Consider the following 20111-nt stretch of genomic DNA (forward strand, 5'->3'; position numbering starts at 1 on the left):
CATCTCATCCTCCAATCTCCGGCGGAATCGAATCACGGACTGGCCCCAGACGAAAGAGTTTTTCCGCAGCCTGTTAAGGCACCCGAACCACTTTACGGAGTAGCCTGGTGTCAGTCCCGTCGTTTCGGCTCGATCAGGTCCCAGAGACTGCCGTAGAGATCGGCGAAGACGGCCACCGTGCCGTAGGCTTCGTGGCGCGGCGCCTCGCGGAACTCGACGCCTTTTGCCAGCATCGCCTGGTGGTCGCGGGCGAAGTCGTCGGTTTCGAGAAAGAGAAAAACCCGGCCGCCGGTCTGGTTGCCGATGCGGCTTGCCTGTTCCTCGCCAGATGCTTCCGCCAGAAGCAGCCGTGCGCCGTGGCGTTTGGCCGGCGCGACGGTGACCCAGCGTTTGCCGGCGCCAAGATCGACATCCTCGGTGAGCACGAAGCCGAGCCGCTCGACATACCAGGCGATCGCCTCGTCGTAATTGCCGACCACGAGCGCGACGGTCGCGACGCTGCGGCGTTCGTCAAAGCCGCTCATTTGTTGCGAATCGCGAACTGGCCGATGATGCGGCGCTCGGCGATGTCGTAGACGAAGATTGAACGGCTGCCGTCGGCAAGCTCGGCGTCGATCGACAGGCGGTTGCCGGAGAGCGACTGGCTGACCACCTTGGCGCCGACAGGCAGCACGATGTCGCCGGAGAGCGGCGCCCCGGCCGGAGCCTGGACATCGCCGGCAGCCGTCGGACCGGCGACCGGCACGTTGCGGGCTTTGTAGACAAGCGCCCCGATCACCACCATAAGGGCGAGGAACAGAAGGCCGAGATTGACGATCATGAAGCGGACGAGCTTGCGGCGCACATTTTCGGCCGCAGGGTCGAGCGGCTTTTCGTCGTCTTCTTCGGCGATCGGCCGGGCCATGGCTAAACAATCCGCAACGGGTTTCGATGAGCGCTCATAACGAAGAGACCCCCATATTGATAGAGGACGAATTGACGGACAAGGAATCCGGCGAAGCCGTCGCGCTGGAAGCCGGGCCCGACGCCGCCGGCCAACGCCTCGACCAGTGGCTTGCCGTCAGGCTCGGGCCGGAACTTTCGCGCAGCCGCGTGCAGGCGCTGATCCGCCAAGGTGCGGTCTCTATTGCCGGCAAGCCGGTGCTGGAGGCCAAGCGCAAGCTGGCGGCCGGCGAGCGCATCGAAATCCTGGTGCCGGCGCCGGAGCCCGCCGAGCCGCAAGGCGAGGACATTCCTCTCGACATTCTCTACGAGGACGACGAGCTGATCGTCATCAACAAACCGGCAGGGCTGGTCGTCCACCCCGGCGCCGGCAACTGGACCGGCACGCTGGTCAATGCGCTGATCCACCATTGCGGCGACAGCCTCTCCGGCATCGGCGGCGTCAAACGGCCTGGCATCGTCCACCGGCTGGACAAGGAAACCAGCGGCGTCATGGTCGTGGCCAAGACCGACCGCGCGCACAAGGCCCTGTCGGAGGCCTTTGCCGACCACGGCCGCACAGGCGATCTCGAACGCGCCTATCTGGCGCTGGTCTGGGGCATTCCGCAACGGCCAACCGGCACGATCGACGCCCCTCTCGGCCGCGCCGCCGACCGCGTCCGCCGCGCGGTCGTTCCCGAGAGCCGCGACGATGCGCGCCATGCCGTCACCCATTTCAGCGTCGTCGAGCGCTTCGGCGAGGGACAGCAGGCTTTCGCCACTGCGAGCCTCGTCGAATGCAGGCTGGAGACCGGCCGCACGCACCAGATTCGCGTCCACATGGCGCATATCGGCCACCCCGTGGTCGGCGATCCGGACTACGGCCAGGCCTTCCGCACCAAGGCCAACCGGCTGCCGGAACCCTTGAAAACCAAGGTCAAGGCATTTCCCCGGCAGGCCCTGCATGCCTGGCTCCTTGAATTCGAGCACCCGACCACCCATCTAACGATGAGGTTCGAGGCGCCGATACCGGGAGACATGGAGGAACTCGTCGGCGACTTCCGAAAGCTTTGAACCGACCCGCCACGAACAAGCTGCAAACCAGCCATCAAAAAACCTGACCGGCGTTGTTCACTTCAGCGTGACAGACTGTTTAGCGTTGAACAAATGCCTGTCCTTTCTGGTTTTGTTCCTATATATAGAGGTTGTCGCGGATGAGCCTTTGGCATCCGTGACGTGTGCCCGCCGCGTTCGGGGGCATCCACTCCAAAGAGAGGGGGCGCTATCATGGCCCAATCATTACCCAGTATTGTTTCCGGTGAAGGCGGTCTCGCCCGTTACCTGGAAGAAATCCGCCGCTTTCCGATGCTTCAGCCGCAGGAAGAGTACATGCTCGCCAAGCGTTATGCCGAGCATCAGGACACCACGGCTGCCCACAAGCTCGTCACCAGCCATTTGCGGCTCGTTGCCAAGATCGCCATGGGCTATCGCGGCTACGGCCTGCCGATCGGAGAGGTGATCTCGGAAGGCAATGTCGGCCTCATGCAGGCTGTGAAGAAATTCGAACCGGAGCGTGGTTTCCGGCTCGCCACTTATGCCATGTGGTGGATCAAGGCCTCGATCCAGGAATACATCCTGCGCTCGTGGAGCCTGGTCAAGATGGGCACCACCGCCAACCAGAAGCGTCTGTTCTTCAACCTGCGCAAGGTGAAGGGCAAGATCCAGGCGCTCGATGATGGTGACCTGAAGCCCGACCAGATTGCCGAGATCGCCACCCGTCTCAACGTTTCCGAGGCGGAAGTGGTGTCGATGAACCGCCGCCTGTCGGGCGACGCTTCGCTCAACGCTCCGATCCGGGCGAGCGAGGGCGAGTCCGGCGAATGGCAGGACTGGCTGGTCGACGACCACGAGAGCCAGGAAGAGATGCTGATCGAGCAGGACGAGCTGGAAAGCCGGCGCGCCATGCTGTCGGGGGCTCTGTCGGTGCTCAACGACCGCGAGCGGCGCATCTTCGAGGCGCGCCGCCTCGCCGAAGAGCCGCTGACCCTGGAAGAGCTGTCGGCCGAGTTCGACATCAGCCGCGAGCGCGTGCGCCAGATCGAGGTGCGCGCCTTCGAGAAGGTCCAGGACGCGGTCAAGGCCGCCGCCAAGCGCCAGATGCAGGCGCTGCGCACCATCGAAGCGCAGCCGGCGGCGTAACAAGCTAGGTATCGAAACAGAAAAGGCGGCGCTTCGGCGCCGCCTTTTTTGTTTGGCGAAGGCAGGGACACAGCCCTTTCTCCCCGCGGAACGGGGAAGAAAAGGCTCATGCCGTCGGCTGCTTGGTCTTCCTGAGGTAAGGAAGAACCGTCTCGTAAGCCCCAAAACGTTTGATCGCATCCTCGTTGGAGACCGCGGCGGTGATGATGACGTCGTCGCCCTGCTTCCAGTTGGCCGGCGTCGCCACCTGGTGCTTGGCGGTCAGTTGGATGGAATCGATGACGCGCAGGATCTCGTCGAAGTTACGGCCGGTGGTCATCGGGTAGGTCAGCACCAGCTTGATCTTCTTGTCCGGGCCGATGACGTAGACCGAACGCACCGTGGCGTTGTCCGCGGGCGTGCGGCCTTCCGAGTTCTCGCCGGCGCCCGCCGGCAGCATTTCATAGAGCTTGGCGACGTGAAGGTCTTTGTCGCCGATCAGCGGATAGTGCACAGTGTGGCCGGTAGCGGTCTTGATATCGGCCTGCCACTTCTCGTGGCTCGACACCGGATCGACCGAGATGCCGATGATCTTGACGTTGCGTTTTTTGAACTCGCCCTCGAGACCGGCCATGGTGCCGAGCTCGGTCGTGCAGACCGGTGTGAAATTCTTCGGATGGCTGAAAAGCACCGCCCAGCCGTCTCCGATCCATTGGTGGAAATTGATCGTTCCTTGCGTAGTCTCGGCCGTGAAGTCCGGCGCGATATCGTTGATTCGAAGGCTCATGACGTGCTCCCTACCCTTGTGACATACGCCGGCATGGGCCAACCCCGTCGGCGTGGCTCAGCCTTCTATACCGCCGCATGGTCCGGTTCAAAAGGCTTGTGCCTGCAAGCGTGAGCGAGAGAGCGGAAAAATTTCGTCTTTTCCTGGAAAAGACAGGCGGAATTTCCACGACGGCGGGCCGGGGGGACCGGATGACGCGGCTTAAGCCTTCTTCACCGCGAGCGTCACCGCAAGATCTTCCATGCGCTGCGCAAGCGCGCCGAGCGCTGTTGTGAGCACGCTGTCGCTCTTGTCGGCCTTGGTCAGCGCCTCGTCGCGCGTCTTGCGCAGCGTCAGCACTTCGCTCTCCATGCCCTTGACGCGCTTGGTGAGCTCGGACAGCTCGTCCATCACCATGATGCCGGCCATGACGGTGAGCCTCTGGTCGCCGATCTCGCCGAAGGAATCCTTCAGGTGCGAGACATAGCGGTCGAAGCGCTCGGCGAGGTCGATCAGATGCTCTTCCTGGCCCTCGTCGCAGGCCATGCGATACTGCTTGCCGTCGATGGAAACGGTGACCTGTGCCATTGCCCTACCTGTCAAGCACCGCCCGGATGGTTTCCATGGCGGTCACCAGCCGTCGCGACACTTCCTTGTTGGCGTCTTCAAGCCTCTCGGCGCGCGCCTCGGAATTGTCGAGTTCCTGCGCCAGGCGCGAGCGGTCGGCATTCATGCGCTGCACCTCGGCCTCGGCTTCCGAATAATCGCGCTCATGCTCGAGCTTTGCCGCCACGGCGTTTTCCAGCCCTTCCATGGCTTTTCCCAGCCTGGCGATGACTTCCTTGAGGGTCGTTTCCCCGGTCATGGCCTTCGTCCTATGCCCTGCCCATCACCGAATCGCACGCATTCAGAACGCGTTACCTTGGAAAGATTAGGCGCCGGGTGAAGGGCGCGTCAACAAAGCTCTCGCGACTGTCCCCCGCTATCGCTAATGTGGGACGCTCGATGCCATCACAAGGCCGGCAAAAACCGCCCCGATTTGTTGACTAAAAGGCCGTGCCTGCTATGTGTCGCGGCATCCTTTTCCAAAGGTTCTCCCCAGGCTCCAACCCACTTCCGGAGGAAGCATGACGTCGCGTGAACAACATGATCGGATGGCGAACGCGATCCGTTTCCTTTCCATGGACGCCGTCGAGAAGGCGAATTCCGGTCACCCCGGCCTGCCGATGGGCTGCGCCGATATCGCCACGGTTCTGTTCAGCCGTTTCCTGAAATTCGACGCCAAGGCCCCGCACTGGGCCGACCGCGACCGCTTCATCCTGTCGGCCGGCCACGGCTCGATGCTGCTCTATTCGCTCCTCTACCTCACCGGCTATGAGGACATGACCATCGACCAGATCAAGAATTTCCGCCAGCTCGGCTCCCGGACCGCCGGCCATCCTGAATACGGCCATGCTGCCGGCATCGAGACCACCACCGGCCCGCTCGGCCAAGGCCTTGCCAATTCCGTCGGCTTCGCGCTCGGCGAGCGGATCATGAACGCCGCCTTCGGCAACGATCTCGTCAGCCATTATACCTATGTGCTGGCCGGCGACGGCTGCCTGATGGAAGGCGTTTCCCAGGAAGCCATCGCGCTGGCCGGGCATCTGAAGCTGAACAAGCTGATCGTCTTCTGGGACAACAACAACATCTCGATCGACGGCCCGGTATCGCTCGCCGACAACACCGACCAGGTCGCCCGCTTCCAGGCTTCGGGCTGGAACGCCAGCCACATCGACGGCACCGATCCGGAAGCCATCGCCTACGCCATCGAGGCGGCGCGCCATTCCGACAAGCCGACGATGATTGCCTGCAAGACCACCATCGGCTTCGGCGCCCCGACCAAGGCCGGCACCAACAAGGCGCATGGCTCGCCGCTGGGCGCCGAGGAAATCGCCGGCGCGCGCAAGTTCTTCAACTGGGAGTCGCCGCCCTTCGAGATTCCCGCCGACGTCCTCGAAGCCTGGCGCGCCGTGGGCAAGAGCGGCGCCAAGGCGCGGGCCGACTGGGAAGGCCGGCTTGCCAAGGCCGAGCCGAAGCTCAAGGCCGAGTTCGAGCGCCGCATCGCCGGCAAGCTGCCTTCCAATTTCGACGCCGTCATCGCCGACTACAAGAAGAAACTCTCGGCCGACAAGCCGAAGGTCGCCACCCGCAAATCCTCGGAAATGGCACTGGAAGTCATCAACGGCGCGGTGCCGGAAACCATCGGTGGCTCGGCCGACCTCACCGGTTCCAACAACACCAAGACCAGCCAGACCAAGAACATCACGCCTGACGATTACGGCCAGCGCTATGTCCATTACGGCATCCGAGAGCACGGCATGGCAGCGGCGATCAATGGTCTCACGCTGCATGGCGGCCTGATCGCCTATGGCGGCACCTTCCTGTGCTTCTCGGATTACGCGCGCCCCTCGATGCGCCTTGCTTCGCTGATGGGCATCCGCTCGATCTTCGTCATGACACACGACTCGATCGGCCTCGGCGAGGACGGCCCGACCCACCAGCCGGTCGAGCATCTGGCGGCATTGCGCGCCATCCCGAACCACAATGTCTTCCGTCCGGCCGATGCGGTCGAGACCGCCGAATGCTGGCAGGTCGCGCTCGAATCCGAAAAGACGCCCTCGACCCTGGCGCTAACCCGTCAGAACCTGCCGACCGTGCGCACCGAGCATTCGGCGAAGAACCTCTCCAGCCAAGGCGCCTATGAGCTAGCAGCGGCAAACGGCGAGGCGGTGGTAACGATCTTCGCCACCGGCTCCGAGGTCGAGATCGCGCTCGGTGCCCGCGACCTGCTTGAAAAGCACGGCCATCCGACCCGCGTCGTTTCGGTGCCTTGCTTCGAGCTGTTCGACCAGCAGAGCGACGATTACCGCAAGAAGACCATCGGCAACGCCAAGGTGAAGGTCGCGATCGAGGCCGGCATCCGCCAGGGCTGGGATCACCTGATCGGCACCGACGGCATCTTCATCGGCATGCGCGATTTTGGCGCCTCCGGCTCGATCGAGCAGCTCTATCCGCATTTCGGCATCACCGCCGAGGCCGCGGCCAAGACGGTCGAAACCCGCCTGCACGGCAACTAGGAATTGGCTGGGCCCGGCAACGCCAATTGGCGCTTTGCCGGGCTGGATCAACCTAATCGATTTAAATGCGACCTTCTGCGGCTGGATTCTTTGGCCCATGGCCGCTATGAAGCAGCGGACCCAATCGCCCCAGTCCCTAGGGAGAAAACAATGACCGTCAGAGTTGCCATCAACGGATTTGGCCGCATCGGCCGCAACATCCTGCGCGCCATCCACGAATCCGGCCGCAAGGATATCGACGTGGTCGCCGTCAACGATCTCGGCCCGGTCGAGACCAATGCGCATCTCTTGCGCTATGACAGCGTGCACGGACGCTTCCCGCATGAGGTGACCGTCGACGGAGACCAGATCTCGGTCGGCAAGGAGAGGTTCAAGGTCACGGCGATCAAGGATCCGAGCCAGCTGCCGTGGAAGGAACTCGGTGTCGACATCGCGCTTGAATGCACGGGCATCTTCACCGCCCGCGACAAGGCCGCCGCGCATCTCACCGCCGGCGCCAAGCGCGTCATCGTCTCGGCCCCGTCCGACGGCGCCGACCTGACCGTGGTCTACGGCATCAACCACGACAAGCTGACCAAGGACCACATCGTCATCTCGAACGCGTCCTGCACCACCAACTGCCTGGCGCCGCTGGCGGCCGTGCTGCACGAGACCGTCGGCATCGAGAAGGGCATGATGACGACGATCCACTCCTATACCGGCGACCAGCCGACGCTGGACACCATGCACAAGGATCTCTACCGCGCTCGCGCGGCAGCGCTCTCGCAGATTCCGACCTCGACCGGCGCCGCCAAGGCGATCGGCCTGGTTCTGCCCGACCTCAAGGGCAAGCTCGACGGCATCTCGATCCGCGTGCCGACCCCGAACGTCTCGGTCGTTGACTTGAAGTTCATCGCCAAGCGCTCGACCACGCCGCAGGAGATCAACGAAGCGCTGATCGCCGCCTCCAAGGGCAAGCTCAAGGGCGTGCTCTCGGTCACGCATCATCCGAACGTCTCGATCGACTTCAACCACGATCCGCACTCCTCGATCGTGGCGCTCGACCAGACCAAGGTCATGGACGGTAATTTCGTCTCGGTCCTGTCCTGGTACGACAATGAATGGGGCTTCTCGAACCGCATGGGCGACACCGCCGTCGCCTTCGGCAAGACCATCGCCTGATCCAGGCTCGCTTCAGAGTTTTGAAACGCCCGGCTTGGCCGGGCGTTTTTTATTGGCCAGCTGAGCCAAAAAACATGCTGTTGCCTTGCACTGGTCATGTCTTCGCCCCACTCTCCCTTAAATCGACATGAGAGGGACTTGAGGGGCACTGGCGGATGGAGCATGCGATCTATCTTGTGACGCTGGTCGGCACCGCGCTTGTTGTTGCCGCCGCGTTTTCGAGCCTGATCGCCTTCCGCTTCGGCGCTCCCCTGCTGCTCCTCTTTCTCTGCATCGGCCTTGCCACCGGCGTCGACGGCCTCGGCATCGAATTCGACAATGCGCGGCTGGCTTATTTTGCCGGCTCACTGGCTTTGGCCATCATACTGTTCGATTCCGGCTTCGGCACGCCGCTCAACGCGCTGAGGCAAGCAGCCGCGCCGGCGCTGTCGCTGGCGACGATAGGCGTCATCCTCACCACCGGCATCTTCAGCGTCGCCGCTTCCTACTTTCTCAAGCTCAGTTGGCTGGAATCCTCCCTGCTCGGCGCCGCCGTCGCCTCGACCGACGCGGCCGCGGTGTTCTTCCTGCTGCGCGCCGGCGAAATCCATCTGCGCGAGCGCGTGCGTTCGACACTCGAAGTGGAATCCGGCACCAACGACCCGATCGCTATCTTCCTCACCATCACCCTGGTCGAGATCATCGCCGCGCATGCAAACCCCGAGGCCAACGTGCTGGCCGCCAATCTCTTGCTCGGCTTCGTTGCCAATATGGGGCTCGGCGCCGTGATCGGCGTCCTCGGCGGCTTGGGAATCGTGCGCCTTGTCGAGCGGCTCAATCTCGATCACGGCCTGCTGCCGATCTTCGTGCTGACGCTGTCGCTGATGGTGTTTGCCGCAGCGGGCGCGATCGGCGGCTCCGGCTTCCTCGCCGTCTACCTTGCCGGGCTGATCGCCGGCAATTCCGATATCCGCGCCGTCACCATCCTGAGGCGTTTCCAGGACGGCATGTCATGGCTGGCGCAGATCATCATGTTCCTGATCCTCGGCCTGTTCGCCACACCCTCGCAGTTCCCGGCGATCCTTGTGCCGGCGGTGCTGCTCGGCCTGTTCCTGATCTTCGTGGCGCGGCCTTTGGCCGTCTGGCTCTGCCTGATCCCGTTCCGACTGCCGCGTCCCGAGGTCGCCTTCGTGTCCTGGGTCGGCCTGCGCGGCGCGGTTTCGATCCTGCTTGCCATCACGCCGCTGCTCGGAGGGCTCGAGCATGGCCGCCTGATCTTCAACGCCGCCTTCATCATCGTGCTCGTGTCGCTGGTGGTGCAGGGCTGGACGGTCGGTCCGCTGGCGCGCCGCCTCGGCCTGATCGTGCCGGCCCGTCTCGGGCCGCTGGACAAGGTGGAGCTCGAACTGCCGGGCTCGGCTCATCACGAGCTGCTCGCCTATCGCGTCGCGCCTGGCAGCCCGGTGGCGCGCGGCGAGCGCATCCCGCGCTGGGCAAGGCCCTCGCTGGTGCTCCGCGACGGCCGCTCGATGCGCTTCCAGGACATGGGCCGGCTCGCTGCCGGCGACCAGGTCTACATCTTCGTGCCGGACCGCTACCCCCGCCTCCTCGACAAGCTTTTCGCCAGCCGCGCCGTGGTCGATCCCGAGGATGCGGACTTCTTCGGCGCCTTCGCCGTCGATCCAGCCCGCTCCGCGGCGGAGCTGGAGGCCGCCTACGGGCCGGGCCTGACCGAGGCCGAACAGAAGCTCACCGTCGCGGCGCTCGTCACCGAGCGGCTCGGCGGCCATGCCGAATATGCCGACCGCGTGGTGATCGGGCCGATCGAGCTCATCGTGCGCGATGTCGACGAGAAGGGCAGGATCACCGGTCTCGGCCTGTCCTTCGAGCCGACCGCGCCGGTCGCGCGCGTGCCGGTGTTCCTGAGCGCCGGCGAGATCGGCGATCGTATAGCCGCCATGATCCGCAACTGGCGCAGGCCGGCGGAACACAAGGCTGAGAGCGTGCCGATCGACACCGGGGCGCCGGCACCGGACGCGCGGAAAGCAGCCGGCGAAGGCTGATGTCTCACGCCGACATCATTTTTGCGCGCGCGCCATAAACGCGACCCTTGCATCGTCCTTCGCGTTTTCGCTAGAGCAATTCCATGAAAAGTGTGGGCGGCTTTCCGTCCGGATTTGCCTCAACGCACTAGGAAGGAACGACCATGGCCGGCTTCAAGACACTCGACGATATCGGCGCCGTCAGCGGCAAGCGCGTGCTCGTGCGCGTTGACCTCAATGTTCCCGTCGCCGACGGCAAGGTTACCGATGCCACCCGCATCGAGCGCATCGCGCCGACCATCGCTGAGCTCTCGAAGAAAGGCGCCAAGGTTATCCTGCTTGCACATTTCGGCCGCCCCAAGGACGGCCCGTCGGCCGAGTTTTCGCTGGAGCCGATCGCCAGGGCCACGGCCGAGGTTCTCGGCCGCCCCGTCGGCTTCGCCGCCGACTGTATCGGTGACAAAGCCGCTGAGGGCGTTGCCGCCATGAAGGACGGCGACGTGCTGCTGCTCGAAAACACCCGCTTCTACAAGGCGGAGGAGAAGAATGACCCGGCCTTCACGGAAAAGCTCGCCGCCAATGGCGACATCTATGTCAATGACGCCTTCTCCGCCGCGCATCGCGCGCATGCATCGACCGAAGGACTGGCGCATAGGCTGCCGGCCTATGCCGGCCGCACCATGCAGGCCGAGCTCGATGCCCTGGAAAAGGGTCTCGGCAATCCAGTACGGCCAGTGGTCGCTATTGTCGGCGGCGCCAAGGTCTCGACCAAGATCGACCTTTTAATGAATCTGGTGAGGAAGGTCGACGCGCTGGTGATCGGCGGTGGCATGGCCAACACGTTTCTTGCCGCGCGCGGCACCGATGTCGGCAAGTCGCTCTGCGAGCACGACCTCGCCCCTACAGCCAAGCAGATCATGATCGAGGCGGCGGAAGCCGGCTGCGCCATCATCCTGCCCGCCGACGGCGTGGTGGCCAAGGAATTCAAGGCAGGTGCTAAGAGCGAGACCGTTGCCATCGAGGCCGTGCCGGCGGACGGCATGATCCTCGATGTCGGCGAGAAAACCGTGCAGAGCGTCAACGACTGGATCGACCGCGCCGCGACCTTGGTGTGGAATGGCCCGCTCGGCGCGTTCGAGATCGAGCCTTTCGACCGCGCGACGGTGGCCGCCGCAATGCACGCGGCGGCTCGCACCAAGGCGGGCAAGCTGGTCTCGGTCGCCGGCGGCGGCGACACGGTCGCCGCGCTCAATCATGCCGGCGTCGCCGACGACTTCACCTATGTCTCGACCGCCGGCGGTGCCTTCCTCGAATGGATGGAAGGCAAGCCGCTGCCCGGCGTCGAGGTGCTGAAGCGGTAAAGAGTTCGGGAAAGGCAAAACCACCCGAGGCTTTCAATCGATTCGCGCTTTCCGGTGTCATTCCTTTGGCGGTAATGTTCTGCTAGCGCGGAACAAACGCAGCGTAGGAGAGCACCCATGAGCGAACGTCTCGAAGATATCGCCACCGCGATGGTGAGTGGTGGCAAGGGCCTTCTGGCCGCCGATGAGAGTTCCGGCACCATCAAGAAGCGCTTCGACGTCATCGGCGTCGAATCGACCCCCGACAACCGGCGCGACTATCGCGAGATGATGTTCCGCGCCAAGGAGGCGATGTCCAAGTACATCTCCGGCGTCATCCTCTATGACGAGACCATCCGTCAGAAGGCCGCCGACGGCACGCCGCTGGTAGACATCATCAAGGCCTCCGGCGCCATTCCAGGCATCAAGGTCGATCTCGGCGCCAAGCCCTTGGCCGGCTTTCCCGGCGACACCATCACCGAGGGCCTGGACGGGCTGCGCGAGCGGCTTGCCGATTACTACAAGCTCGGCGCCCGATTCGCCAAATGGCGCGCGGTGATCGACATCGACACCGGCAAGGGCGTGCCCTCGGCCAACTCGATCGCCTCAAATACCCATGCCTTGGCCCGCTACGCCGCGCTCTGCCAGGAGGCCGGCATCGTGCCGATCGTCGAGCCGGAAGTGCTGATGGACGGGGCGCATTCGATCGACACCTGCTACGACGTCTCCAAGGCGACGCTGGTCAAGCTCTATGACGAGCTCTACGCGGCGCGCGTCGTGCTGGAGGGCTCGATCCTGAAGCCCAACATGGTCATCTCCGGCAAGAAGTCGGGCACGACCGACAGCCCCGAGGAAATCGCCGAAAAGACGATCAAGCTGTTCCGCGAGGTGGTGCCGGCGGCGGTGCCGGGGATCGCCTTCCTCTCCGGCGGCCAGGAGGACGAGGAAGCGACTGCCAACCTCAACGCCATCAACGCCATCGGCCCGCATCCGTGGAAACTGACCTTCTCCTATGGCCGCGCGCTGCAGGCTGCGCCGCAGAAGGCATGGAGCGGCAAGGCCTCGAACGTAGCCGCCGGCCAGGCCGCCTTCACCCATCGCGCTCATATGAACCATCTGGCCGCGCTCGGAAAATGGCAGTCGGCGCTCGAAAAAGCCGCCTGATGCTTATCGACCTCTTTCAATCGACAACCCGGGCCATTGGCCCGGGTTTTGTTTTTTGTATGCCGCACTCCTACCTGATGCAGCGAAACGCAGCAGCGATGTCGGATCGCGCCCATGTCGAACGTCCTTGGCAGGAGAGGACAGGAGATGGTCATGCAACGCAATGCCGTGGTTTCACGCGAGGACTGGTTCGAAGCGCACCGAAAACACCTGGAGCGCGAGAAGGAACTGACACGGTTTCGCGACCTTGTTGCCACCGAGCGGCGGCAGTTGCCCTGGTTCAAGCTGCGCAAGGATTATGTCTTCGAGAGCGAAGCGGGGCCGAAGCGCCTTGGCGACCTCTTCGCCGGCAAGAGCCAGCTCATCGTCTATCATTTCATGATGACGCCGGGTTGCGATCACCGTTGCCAGGGCTGCTCGTTCCTCGCCGACCATATCGACGGCGCCAACCAGCATCTGAAACATCATGACGTATCGCTGGTCGTCGTCGCACGCGCGCCGTTGGCCGAGATCCTGCCTTACAAGCAGCGCATGGGCTGGAAGTTCGACTGGGTGTCGTCCTATGCGTCGGACTTCAACTTCGACCTGCAGGTCTCCTTCACCGACAAGCAGATCGCGGCGCGCGACACCACCTACAATTTCGAGAAGCGTCCGTTGCGCTCGAAAGACCTGCCTGGCACCAGCGTCTTTTATCGCAACGAGTTCGGCGATGTCTTCCTCACCTTCATGTCGCGCGGCCGCGGCGGCGACGCGCTGATCGGCGCCTATCATTATCTTGACATGACGCCGAAGGGCCGCGGCGAGACCGGTCCGTATCACAACCTGATGGACTGGGTGCGCCTGCACGACGAATACCAGGGCAAGGACGAGGACCGGCCGGACTGCTGCGCGTGATCGTCTCGTTCACCTGGGCCTGAAGATGCGCTAAGGCTTCCGCTGTTTTCAACGGATTTGCCATGCAGCGCCTGCTTGCCCTCCTCACCTGGCTCGCTTTCCCGGTCTATGTCTGGCAGGGCCTCGGCGTGCGCCGCCGCACCACGCGCATGCTGCCCGCGCGAGGCCCGGTGCTGCACGAAATACAAGGCAAGGCGCCAGCGGTGGCTTTGCTGGTGCTGGGTGATTCCTCGGCAGCATCGGTCGGCATCGAGCAATCCGAACATGGGCTTGCGGCGCGGCTTGCCGGCCTGATCGCCGGGCGAACGGGCCGCGGCGTGCGCTGGCGCGCCGCCGGTTTCAATTCGGCGACCTCCGGCCAGATCCGCGACCATGTCTTGCCCAATTTGTCGGCCGATCTATGGACGCATATCGTGCTCGCCATCGGCACCAACGACACCAAGAACTTCCATTCCGTGCCGCGCTTCAAAAAGGAGTTCGGCGGCCTGCTCTATGCGGTGCGCGCCAAATGGCCGCAAGCGCGTGTGGTCTGGTCGCCGGTGTTGGAGTTCACCCGCGCGCCGGCAATGCCGCCGCTGCTCGGCAAGATCCTTGAAATCCGCGCCACGGAAATGAACCGCATGGGCGTGCGACTCTGCAACGAGCGCGGCGCCGTGCCCGCCTCGCGCCTGCCGATCACCAATCCCGAAGCCGGCTTCGCTTCCGACGGCTTCCACGCTTCCGAGGCAGGCTATGGCACCTGGGCGGAGCATCTGCTGGACTTCGTGCTGGGCCACGAGGCAGTCTAACCGGATTGGCCGCGTTCAAGCCCAATGGCCCAAAACAGCGGCCAGCGATATCGCCGCCATCGCAAGCAGCGCCAGCTTCCAGAAATCGCCGCGCCTCTTCAGCCCCGGCCATCCCAGCGGCTTGATGACCTGGATCAGCATGATACCACAGATGACAAGGGCGAGCAGTTTCGTCATGCCGCCTTTGATCAGCAACGATGGCGGCTGTCAAAGCTGTTCTTGAGCCGTCCTTCGAACGAGATTCCTGACAAAAATGGGCTCACCTGGACCCACGCGAGGGGCGCCGGGCCGCCGTCTTCCCTGCCCTGCCATGCTCCTGACAGACTGCTGTCAGTAGGGATGTGCGATATTCGTCTCATCAAAAAAGAGAGGAGTGAGGACATGAACGGTTTTACCATCCTGCGCAGCGTGCAGCATTATGTCGGCCGAATCCGCACCGTGCGAAACGAGATCCGCACCCAGCGTTTCCTGAACACCTTGCCGGCGGATATCCGCAAGGACATTGGCTGGCCGGACCTTTACACCGGCCGGGTGCGCGAAAACTGAAATTTTGGCGCGGCGACTTGGATTGTCGCGCCGTCGCGCCCAGATGTAATGCGGCCAGTGATGTTGCACTCAGGAGAAGAAGCCTTGTTTGCCGGTGGTTTCGCAGCAGTCTCCTGACAGTATGTTGTCAGGAGGCCTGCGGTAGTTGGAGCGGCTTCGATCCTGACAGCGATGAACTTGAACCGACTATCCGGAGTAATCCCGTATGGTGAAAAGCTGGAACGGCAGGCTGAACACGACGGGCAGCAACGGCATCGAGCCGCCGCGCACGGTCGGCGGTGTCGTTGAAGGCCAGTCGATACCGGTGCCGACCGCGCGCAGGCGCGAACGGCTGAAGCCATAAACCCCGGGGGAGAAATCGATGCGCCGCGCCGACAGGCTTTTCCAGATCGTGCAGCATTTGCGAGGTGGCCGGCTGGTCACCGCGCAGAAGCTCGGCACGTGGCTCGAGGTTTCCGAGCGCACCATTTACCGCGACATAGCCGACCTGCAGTCGACCGGCGTGCCGATCGATGGCGAGGCAGGCGTCGGCTACATGATGAGGGAGGGTTTTGACCTTCCGCCGCTGATGTTCACACGTGACGAGATCGTGGCGCTGGTTGCCGGCGCGCGCATGGTGCGGGCCTTTGGCGGCGCGGCAATGGCAAGGGCCGCCGACGAGGCGCTGGTCAAGATTGGCGCGGTGCTGCCCGACACCGAGAAGGACCGCATCGCCCGCACCGAGATCCACACGCCGATGTGGGTGGTAAGCGATGCCGCGCGCGAGGCGATCGACCTGATCGAGCGCGCCGTCGAGAAACGCCAGGTGCTGACCATCGACTATTCCGACGAGGCCGGCCGCGGCACCGCGCGCGACATCAGGCCGCTCGGCCTGTGGTTCTGGGGCAAGGTCTGGACCCTGGTCGCCTGGTGCGAGATGCGCGACGATTTCCGCGCCTTCCGCATCGACCGTATCGCCTCGGTCGTGATCGCCGGCCGCACCTTCAAGCCGGAGCGCGGCAAACAGCTCGCCGATTTCTATCGCGCCGTCGAGCGCTCAGAGGATTACGGCATGGCGCCCGACCGTGCCGCGCGGACGTGACTTCCTCCCAAGCCATTGTCCAACAAAAAAGCCCGCTCGAAGCGGGCTTTTTTGTTGAGCGCCCCGGAAGGCTCACTCCACGTCTTCGTCCTTGTCCTTCGACTTGAGCGCCGAGAGCTTGGCGAACACCGCGCTGGCGTCGAGCTCCTGGTCCTCGTCCTTCGGCTTCTCCGGCGCCGGCACCAGCCGTTCGGTGAGCGCTGCCGGCAGCAGCGTATCGCCGACGGGCTGCGGCTGCTCGCGGCCGCGCGAGGCACGGTTGACCTCGAGGTCGAGGTCGATCTGCGAGGTGAGGCCGAGCGTCACCGGGTCCATCGGCTGCAGATTGGCCGAGTTCCAGTGCTTGCGCTCGCGGATCTGCTCGATGGTCGACTTGGTGGTGCCCACAAGACGGGCAATCTGCGCATCCTTGAGCTCCGGGTGGTTGCGCACCAGCCACAGGATGGCGTTCGGCCGGTCCTGGCGCTTCGACAGCGGCGTGTAGCGCGGGCCCTTGCGCTTCGATTCCGGCACCCGCACCTTCGGCTCCGACAGCCTCAGCCGGTAGTTGATGTCCTTCTCGCCGCGCGCGATCTCATCGCGCGTCAGCTGGCCGGTGATGATCGGGTCCATGCCCTTGATGCCCTGCGCCGACTCGCCGTCCGCGATCGCCTTGACCTCGAGCGGATGCAGCCCGCAGAACTGCGCGATCTGCTCGAAGGAAAGCGCGGTGTTGTCGACCAGCCAGACGGCGGTCGCCTTGGGCATCAGCAGCGTATTGGCCATGTCAAAAATCCTTCTCGTTCGCCCGCGTTCCCGGGCGGGCGGTGGTTTTAGAGCCACCAAAATGGGAAATTCGCGGCCTGTATAAACGCTCCCTCGAATTTTCGCAATATTTTTGGGAAGGATCTGATTCAGAGCCCTAAAAGACAAAACCCGCTGGACGAGGTCCAGCGGGCTTGGAACCGGAAACGAAGCAAGCGTCTCGACGGCTCTGGCTTGCCTATCCAGCCCGGCCTTGCGGCCAGGCTGTTTGCGCTTACACGGCCTGACGGGCGATACGCTCGATGTCGGCGCGGTTGATGCCGAGGTCGCTGAGCTGCCGGGCATTGAGCTTGTTCAGTTCGCGCACGGTCTCGTTGTACATGCGCCACTTACGGAAAGCACGGATCGGGTTCATGATGGTTCTCCAGTCGTTGGTAAAATCGTTTGATGCTGCCTAAATAGGCATGCCTGCCCAAGAAATGAACGGACGCTTTTGCATGGCCGCAATGCGTTTTGTGCATTGCACCATTAAGGATTCGTTCAGCTTGGAATCGGGGAGGGGCGCGGAGCCAGGAAGGGTTGAGATTCAGGTCAGGCCGAGCCGAAAACGGCTGCGTCCGAGAACCGGAGCGGAGCGTACTTAAAGTACGCGAGCACCGGAAGCGCAGGACGCAATCCTTTGCAGGCCGGCCTCACCTGAATATCGACCCTTCCCTAGCCGACGTCGAGGACGATCTTGCCTATATGCTGGCCCTCTTCCATCCGCTCATGCGCCCGCCAGGCTTCGGTCAGCGGGAAGATCATGTCCATGACCGGGGCCACCTTGCGGGTGCCGAGCAATGGCCACACCTGCGCCTCCAGCGCGGCTGCGATCGCCGCCTTGAACTCAACGGTGCGCGGCCTGAGGGTCGAGCCCGTATGGGTCAGGCGCTTGACCATGAGCGTCGCGAAATTGGTGCTTGCGACAGCGCCGGCCTGCACGGCGATCTGGACGATGCGCCCCTCGACGGCCGCCGCTTCATAATTGCGCGCAACATAGTCGCCGCCAACCATGTCGAGGATGACGTCGGCGCCCTTGCCGTCGGTCCCCTCCTTGACCACGGCGACGAAATCCTCCTCGCGATAATTGATCGCCCGGTCGGCGCCGAGCTTCAGGCAGGCATCGCATTTCTCCTTGCTGCCGGCGGTGGTGAAAACAGCGGCGCCGAAGGCCGAGGCAAGCTGGATGGCGGTGGTGCCGATGCCGGACGATCCGCCATGGACGAGCAGCGTCTCGCCCTTCTTCAGGCCGCCGCGCTCGAACACATTGTGCCAGACGGTGAAATAGTTCTCCGGCACGGCGGCCGCTTCCGAATAGGTGAAGCCGGCCGGGATCGGCAGCACGCTGCCGGCATGCACCTTGACATATTCGGCGTAACCGCCGCCCGGCGTCAGGGCGCAGACCCGGTCGCCGATGCGCCAGCGCGATATCTCGTCGCCAAGCGCCGCGATCTCGCCGGCCGCTTCGAGCCCTGGCAGATCCGAGGCGCCGGGCGGCGGCGGGTAGGCGCCCTTGCGCTGCTGCACGTCCGGTCGGTTGACGCCGGCCGCGTGCACCCGGATCACCACCTCGCCCGGACCAGGCACGGGCACCTCGCGCGTTTCCGGCTTGAGCACCCGGGGGCCGCCGGGCTGTGAGATCGCGATGGCCGTCATCTTTGCCGGAATCTTCTCACTTGCCATGGCTTGCCGTCTCCTTATGTCGATCTGTTGTCGGCCGTTTGCATCAATACCCTTGCCCTATGTATGCTCAATGCCAAATCAGGCAAATGGCCAAACGGGAGGAGCGACGATGGCGATCTTCGACGACGAACCCAGGAAGAAGCCGCGCACGCACGAGATCGGCCAGGACCTGTCGCTGCTGTCCGTCGACGAATTGTCGGAGCGCATCGCCCTGCTGCGTGACGAGATCGCCAGGCTTGAGACAGAGCGGACAGCCAAGAGCGCCACCAAATCTGCCGCCGACGCGTTGTTCCGACGCGGATAATCTTGTCGGCGCGAGCGACCGCCGCCGAAAAGCCCCAATACGTCTGTCTTCAGACCCCTGCGCCCGAAAACCGGACCAAGCGATGTTTGCAACTTACAGACCGATCCTTTCGCTGCTTCGCGGCACGGCGTTCCTGCTCGCCGCATCCGGCCTGCACGGGCTGCTCCTGCCTCTGCGCGGCCAGGTGGAAGGCTTTTCGACCGCATCGCTCGGCCTCATGGGCACGGCCTGGGCGGGCGGCTTCGTCACCGGCTGCTTCTTCGCGCCGCGCCTTGTGCGCCGAGCCGGCCACGTCAGAGCCTTCGGCGCTTTCGCCGCGTCGGGTGCGATCATCGCGCTGCTCACCGGCCTCATCATCGACGAGTATTTCTGGATCCTCTTGCGCGCCTTCACCGGCTTCACCATGGCCGGCGCCTTCATGGTGATCGAGAGCTGGCTGAACGAGAAGGCTACCAACGAGAACCGCGGCACCGTCTTCGGCCTCTACATGATGGTCACCTATGCCTCGATCATGGGCGGCCAGATGATCGTCGCCGGCGGCGATGTGCGATCGGCGTCGCTGTTCATGATCACCGGCATCCTGTTTTGCCTGTCGCTCATTCCGACGGCCGTGTCGACGCAGTCGCATCCCAAGCCCCTGCAGGACGTCAAGCTCGACGTCAAAGGCCTCTACGCCAATTCACCGGTGTCGGCGGTGGCCTGCCTTCTCATCGGCATCGCCAACGGCGCCTGGGGCACGCTTGGCGCCGTCTATGGCGCGCGCATCGGCATCTCCACCGCCGAGATCGCGCTGATGATGAGCCTTGTCGTCGTTTCCGGCGCTGCCATGCAGCTTCCGGCCGGGCGCCTTTCCGATACAACCGACCGCCGCTTCGTGCTGGCAGGTGCCGCCTCCGGCGCGGCCTTGGTCGCGGTGCTGATCTTCCTGTTCGCGCCGCGATCGGGCGTCTTCGTCATCGTGCTGACTGCCGCCTACGGCGCCTTCGCTTATACGCTCTATTCGATCGCTGTCGCGCATGCCAACGACCACGCCCGCGCGGAGGACTTCGTCAAGGTTTCAGGCGGCCTATTGCTGCTCTACGGCTTCGGCACGATGATCGGCCCGCTTCTGGCCGCGGCCTTGATGGGTTCGGTGCGCCCGGAAGGACTTTTCCTGGCAACCGCGCTGGCGCATCTCAGCCTCGCCGGCTACACGCTGCTGCGTATCCGCGCCCGTGCGCCCGTGCCGATCGAAAACCGCGAAGCCTTCAAAACGCAGCCCGCCGACCGCGCGGTCACGCCGGAGGCAACCCGGCTCGATCCGCGCAGAAAGATTGAAACCAATAGTTGAGATTTCGAAAACTTTGCCCCACAAATAAAGGC

At 63.8% G+C, this 20111-nt stretch carries 22 protein-coding genes; 14 read left to right on the forward strand and 8 right to left on the reverse strand.

Annotated features, from left to right (window positions below):
* Nucleotides 1-110: 110 nt before the first annotated feature.
* Together P9272_RS14805 and P9272_RS14810 are read right to left on the reverse strand one after the other, a co-directional pair.
* Nucleotides 111-524 (reverse strand): VOC family protein, encoded by a 414-nt coding sequence (locus P9272_RS14805; protein WP_278161109.1) that lies wholly within the window; start codon nucleotides 522-524, stop codon nucleotides 111-113.
* Entirely contained in the window at nucleotides 521-904 is a 384-nt protein-coding gene (locus P9272_RS14810) for a fimbrial protein (RefSeq protein WP_278161110.1), read from the reverse strand. Before P9272_RS14810 ends, P9272_RS14805 begins: the two co-directional genes overlap by 4 nt.
* 26 nt (nucleotides 905-930) lie before the next feature.
* On the opposite strand from P9272_RS14810, the gene P9272_RS14815 reads away from it, so the two are divergent.
* Together P9272_RS14815 and rpoH are read left to right on the forward strand one after the other, a co-directional pair.
* Nucleotides 931-1995, forward strand: a complete 1065-nt coding sequence (locus tag P9272_RS14815; protein WP_278161111.1) for an RluA family pseudouridine synthase — start codon at nucleotides 931-933, stop codon at nucleotides 1993-1995.
* A 213-nt stretch (nucleotides 1996-2208) separates the two neighbouring features.
* Nucleotides 2209-3120: an RNA polymerase sigma factor RpoH gene (gene rpoH / locus P9272_RS14820; protein WP_126064089.1), complete on the forward strand. Its 912-nt coding sequence runs from the start codon at nucleotides 2209-2211 to the stop codon at nucleotides 3118-3120.
* A gap of 106 nt (nucleotides 3121-3226) precedes the next feature.
* Here the strand turns inward: rpoH and P9272_RS14825 are convergent, their stop codons facing one another.
* The 3 genes from P9272_RS14825 to P9272_RS14835 all read right to left on the reverse strand — a co-directional run bounded on the left by P9272_RS14825 (nucleotide 3227) and on the right by P9272_RS14835 (nucleotide 4730).
* On the reverse strand, nucleotides 3227-3886 hold the full coding sequence (locus tag P9272_RS14825; RefSeq protein WP_128258841.1) for a peroxiredoxin: 660 nt from the start codon (nucleotides 3884-3886) through the stop codon (nucleotides 3227-3229).
* A 201-nt stretch (nucleotides 3887-4087) separates the two neighbouring features.
* Nucleotides 4088-4453, reverse strand: a complete 366-nt coding sequence (locus P9272_RS14830) for a cell division protein ZapA (protein ID WP_042641578.1) — start codon at nucleotides 4451-4453, stop codon at nucleotides 4088-4090.
* Nucleotides 4454-4457: 4 nt separating this feature from the next.
* Nucleotides 4458-4730, reverse strand: coding sequence for a DUF4164 domain-containing protein (locus tag P9272_RS14835; RefSeq protein ID WP_023763725.1), 273 nt, complete (start codon nucleotides 4728-4730; stop codon nucleotides 4458-4460).
* A gap of 262 nt (nucleotides 4731-4992) precedes the next feature.
* On the opposite strand from P9272_RS14835, the gene tkt reads away from it, so the two are divergent.
* The 10 genes from tkt to P9272_RS14885 all read left to right on the forward strand — a co-directional run bounded on the left by tkt (nucleotide 4993) and on the right by P9272_RS14885 (nucleotide 15979).
* Entirely contained in the window at nucleotides 4993-6984 is a 1992-nt protein-coding gene (gene tkt / locus P9272_RS14840; protein WP_278161112.1) for a transketolase, read from the forward strand.
* 150 nt (nucleotides 6985-7134) lie between these two features.
* Nucleotides 7135-8145 (forward strand): type I glyceraldehyde-3-phosphate dehydrogenase, encoded by a 1011-nt coding sequence (gene gap / locus P9272_RS14845; RefSeq protein WP_278161113.1) that lies wholly within the window; start codon nucleotides 7135-7137, stop codon nucleotides 8143-8145.
* Between the two features lie 155 nt (nucleotides 8146-8300).
* Nucleotides 8301-10187, forward strand: coding sequence for a potassium/proton antiporter (locus tag P9272_RS14850; protein WP_278161114.1), 1887 nt, complete (start codon nucleotides 8301-8303; stop codon nucleotides 10185-10187).
* 143 nt (nucleotides 10188-10330) lie between these two features.
* A complete protein-coding gene (locus P9272_RS14855) occupies nucleotides 10331-11527 on the forward strand; it encodes a phosphoglycerate kinase (protein WP_278161115.1) in 1197 nt (398 codons plus the stop codon).
* A gap of 117 nt (nucleotides 11528-11644) precedes the next feature.
* Nucleotides 11645-12670, forward strand: a complete 1026-nt coding sequence (locus P9272_RS14860; RefSeq protein WP_128258836.1) for a class I fructose-bisphosphate aldolase — start codon at nucleotides 11645-11647, stop codon at nucleotides 12668-12670.
* 153 nt (nucleotides 12671-12823) lie between these two features.
* A complete protein-coding gene (locus tag P9272_RS14865) occupies nucleotides 12824-13564 on the forward strand; it encodes a thioredoxin family protein (RefSeq protein ID WP_278161116.1) in 741 nt (246 codons plus the stop codon).
* Between the two features lie 62 nt (nucleotides 13565-13626).
* Nucleotides 13627-14352 carry an SGNH/GDSL hydrolase family protein gene (locus P9272_RS14870; protein ID WP_278161117.1) on the forward strand — a complete coding sequence of 242 codons (726 nt, stop codon included), beginning with the start codon at nucleotides 13627-13629 and terminating at the stop codon, nucleotides 14350-14352.
* A 24-nt stretch (nucleotides 14353-14376) separates the two neighbouring features.
* A complete protein-coding gene (locus P9272_RS14875) occupies nucleotides 14377-14898 on the forward strand; it encodes a hypothetical protein (RefSeq protein ID WP_278161225.1) in 522 nt (173 codons plus the stop codon).
* A gap of 205 nt (nucleotides 14899-15103) precedes the next feature.
* On the forward strand, nucleotides 15104-15241 hold the full coding sequence (locus tag P9272_RS14880; RefSeq protein ID WP_278161118.1) for a hypothetical protein: 138 nt from the start codon (nucleotides 15104-15106) through the stop codon (nucleotides 15239-15241).
* Between the two features lie 18 nt (nucleotides 15242-15259).
* A complete protein-coding gene (locus P9272_RS14885) occupies nucleotides 15260-15979 on the forward strand; it encodes a YafY family protein (RefSeq protein ID WP_042641559.1) in 720 nt (239 codons plus the stop codon).
* Nucleotides 15980-16051: 72 nt separating this feature from the next.
* Here the strand turns inward: P9272_RS14885 and P9272_RS14890 are convergent, their stop codons facing one another.
* The 3 genes from P9272_RS14890 to P9272_RS14900 form a co-directional block, all read right to left on the reverse strand.
* Nucleotides 16052-16744 carry a DUF1013 domain-containing protein gene (locus P9272_RS14890; RefSeq protein ID WP_128258833.1) on the reverse strand — a complete coding sequence of 231 codons (693 nt, stop codon included), beginning with the start codon at nucleotides 16742-16744 and terminating at the stop codon, nucleotides 16052-16054.
* 253 nt (nucleotides 16745-16997) lie between these two features.
* On the reverse strand, nucleotides 16998-17138 hold the full coding sequence (locus P9272_RS14895; RefSeq protein WP_071074868.1) for a DUF1127 domain-containing protein: 141 nt from the start codon (nucleotides 17136-17138) through the stop codon (nucleotides 16998-17000).
* Nucleotides 17139-17437: 299 nt separating this feature from the next.
* Nucleotides 17438-18445, reverse strand: a complete 1008-nt coding sequence (locus P9272_RS14900; RefSeq protein WP_278161119.1) for an NAD(P)H-quinone oxidoreductase — start codon at nucleotides 18443-18445, stop codon at nucleotides 17438-17440.
* 109 nt (nucleotides 18446-18554) lie between these two features.
* Here P9272_RS14900 and P9272_RS14905 point away from each other — a divergent pair, with 109 nt between their 5' ends.
* Both P9272_RS14905 and P9272_RS14910 read left to right on the forward strand, forming a co-directional pair.
* The gene (locus tag P9272_RS14905; RefSeq protein WP_128258831.1) at nucleotides 18555-18749 is read left to right on the forward strand and encodes a DUF1192 domain-containing protein; all 195 of its coding nucleotides are present in this window, start codon (nucleotides 18555-18557) and stop codon (nucleotides 18747-18749) included.
* 82 nt (nucleotides 18750-18831) lie between these two features.
* Nucleotides 18832-20079, forward strand: coding sequence for an MFS transporter (locus P9272_RS14910; RefSeq protein ID WP_128258830.1), 1248 nt, complete (start codon nucleotides 18832-18834; stop codon nucleotides 20077-20079).
* The last annotated feature ends 32 nt before the right edge of the window (nucleotides 20080-20111 follow it).

The sequence above is a fragment of the Mesorhizobium sp. WSM4976 genome (assembly GCF_029625685.1).
Classification (GTDB): domain Bacteria; phylum Pseudomonadota; class Alphaproteobacteria; order Rhizobiales; family Rhizobiaceae; genus Mesorhizobium.